At 61.4% G+C, this 2,721-nt stretch carries 2 protein-coding genes and 1 pseudogene; all 3 read right to left on the bottom strand.

Going from position 1 to position 2,721, the window contains the following annotated elements:
- Positions 1-7: 7 nt before the first annotated feature.
- Positions 8-1,498 carry a ribonuclease G gene (gene rng / locus AC2VNK_RS05625; RefSeq protein ID WP_486883123.1) on the bottom strand — a complete coding sequence of 497 codons (1,491 nt, stop codon included), beginning with the start codon at positions 1,496-1,498 and terminating at the stop codon, positions 8-10.
- Positions 1,495-2,082, bottom strand: a pseudogene (locus AC2VNK_RS05620) (Maf family protein). Before AC2VNK_RS05620 ends, rng begins: the two are co-directional and overlap by 4 nt.
- Positions 2,079-2,721: hypothetical protein (locus AC2VNK_RS05615; RefSeq protein WP_486883122.1), on the bottom strand; the 643-nt coding region annotated here is incomplete at its 5' end. The gene AC2VNK_RS05615 and the pseudogene AC2VNK_RS05620, both read right to left, overlap by 4 nt.

Raw genomic sequence — 2,721 nt, 5'->3', positions numbered from 1 at the left:
AAAAATGTCACATCAGAATGATGTCGTACTGCTCCTGTGTATAAGGTGCCTCTGCCTGCACCTTGATAGGTCGGCCGATAAACTCCTCCAGCGCCGCAAGGCTGGTGCTTTCCTCGTCTAACAGCTTCTCCATGACCTGCGGGGAGGCCAGAACCACGAAGCGTTCGGCAGGGTAGGCGCGGGTTTCGCGGACGATCTCGCGGAGGACTTCGTAGCAGATGGTTTCTGCGGTTTTCATGAAACCGCGGCCGTGGCAGTAGGGGCAGGGCTCGCAGAGGGTTTGGCGCAGACTTTCGCGGGTGCGTTTGCGGGTCATTTCCACCAGGCCCAGAGAGGATATCTGGGTGATGTTGCAGCGGGTGCGGTCGCTCTGGATGCCCTTTTCCAGCGCACGCTGGACCCGGCGTTTGTGCTCCTCGTCTTCCATGTCGATGAAGTCGATGATAATCATGCCGCCGATGTTGCGCAGGCGCATCTGTCGGGCGATGGCGGCGGCGGCTTCCAGGTTGGTCTTGAAGATGGTTTCTTCCTGATTGCGTCGTCCCACGAAGCCGCCGGTGTTGACGTCCACCGTGGTCAGCGCCTCGGTCTGGTCGATGATGAGGTAGGCACCGGACTTGAGCGTGACCCGGCTTTGCAGGGCGCGCTCAATTTCGTCCTCGACGTTATAAAGATCGAAAAGCGGACGCTCACCGCTGTAGTGTTCAATGCGATCAGCCACTTCCGGGATGACGCCCTGACAAAAGGCCAGAGCGGCATCGACGGTTTCCCGCGAATCTATGCGTACCCGTTGGATGTTGTCGGACATCACATCACGCATCATGCGCATGGCGAGGTTGAGGTCGCTGTGAATTTGGCTGGGGGCCGGGCTGCGCTCCAGTCGGGCGCGGATGGAGTCCCATAGGCGCCGGAGAAAATCGATATCTCCGGCAAAATCGGTTTCTTCCACGCCTTCCGCGAGGGTGCGGATGATGTAGCCGCCGGCCTCTTCGGGCGGGATCGCGGATTTAAGCTGCTCCTTGAGCCGGAAACGTTCTTCAGGCGATTCAATGCGGGTGGAGACGCCGATGCGCGGCACAAAGGGCATGTAAACCAGATAACGTCCTGGCAGCGTGATGCGGGTAGAGAGGCGTGCGCCTTTGCTGCCGAGGGGGTCCTTGATGACCTGCACCAACACTTCTTGTCCTTCGTGGAGCAGGGCGCAGACGTTGCGGACTTCGTGGTGGCCAGCACGGGTTTCGATGTCCGTCTCGCCTTGCACTTCCTCGCTGTCATCCTGAATATCCGCGGCGTGGAGGAAGGCTGTGCGTTCCAGGCCGACATCAACGAAAGCAGCCTGCATGCCGGGCAGGACGCGGCGGACGATGCCTTTATAGATATTGCCCACCAGGCCGCGATGACCACTGCGCTCGACCTGGAGCTCCTGGAGGACGCCGTTATCCACCAGCGCGACGCGGATTTCCTGGGGGGTGACGTTGATCAGCAGTTCTTCGCTCATGGATGTCCTGAGAGGCAAGGGGGGGAGAAACCGCAAGCGGCAAGCATCTCCGCCGTTTCGAAAAGGGGCAGACCCATGACACCGCTGTAAGATCCCTGTAAGCCGCTGACAAAGACCGCGCCGATGCCCTGAACCGCATAGGCCCCTGCCTTATCAACTGGTTCGCCGGTGTCCCAGTAGACACGCATCTACGCGCTGTTGAGGGGGCGCAGGCGGACGGCGCTGCTGCACAGGCGCAGGTTTACCTGGCCTCGATGGAGAACAGCGACAGCCGTATGCACTTGATGCCAGAAGCCGCCGAGCACTGTATACATTTGCATGGCTTCCTCGAAGTTGCCGGGCTTGCCGAAGGCGCGATCACCCAGCGCCACGACCGTGTCTGCCGCCAGGATGATGGCTTCCGGGCTTACCGTAGCCGCAGCGAGTGCTTTGCTATGGGCCAGGCGCTGAGCGAGGGCGTCTGGGGTCTCGCCGGGCCGTGGGGTCTCATCCACGTCAGTGGCTAAAACCTCTGGCGCATAGCCCAACTGCTGGAGCAGGGCCAAGCGGCGTGGTGAGGCCGAGGCGAGAATCAGGCGGGTCACGGAGTCGGGCTGGCGTTCACCAACAGCAGTTCGGCCGTGCCCGTGCTGAGGCCGGCGCCGGTAGCCAGTGCCAGCACCTTATCGGGGATACCGTTGCGGCGCAGGGTGCGGAGGATGGTTTCGGCACGTTGGGTGGCAACATTGGCACCCAAGGGCTGTGGCGCTACCCGCACCAGTATTTCACTGGCTGCCGTCTGCTTGAGGATGCTGGAAATGGCCTGCAAACGCTGCTCGCCATCCGCAGAAAGCTGATTGTCGCTGCCGAACAGGCTGTTTACCGGCATGGTGACATGCACCCCGTCGCTGGCGGCCCGGACCTGGGCGTATACCGTCAGCGCTTTGCCATAGCCGGGCTGCGCAGTGAGCGGGCTGGTGGATATGCCCGGGATGGGTGTGGCACCCTGCTGTATCGCCAGCCCGGCAAGGCGCTGCTCTTCAGACTGCAACATCTGCTGCTGCTGCTGGATTTCGGCTTGCAGATGCTGGGTCTGGGCGCCGCTCATGGTTTTACTTGCTAGTTGTTCGCGCAGTCTGCCGTATTCGTTCTGCAGCGACTGGTGCTGGCGGGTCAACGACTGCACCTGTCGCTGCAGGCTGCTGAGCTGGTTTTGTTCTGCCGCCTGTTGGCGTTGTTCGTAG

The organism is Acidithiobacillus sp. TH-A35 (assembly GCF_057473505.1).
Note: the sequence above shows the minus strand (reverse complement) of the source record. Positions and strands in the feature narration are given on the sequence as shown.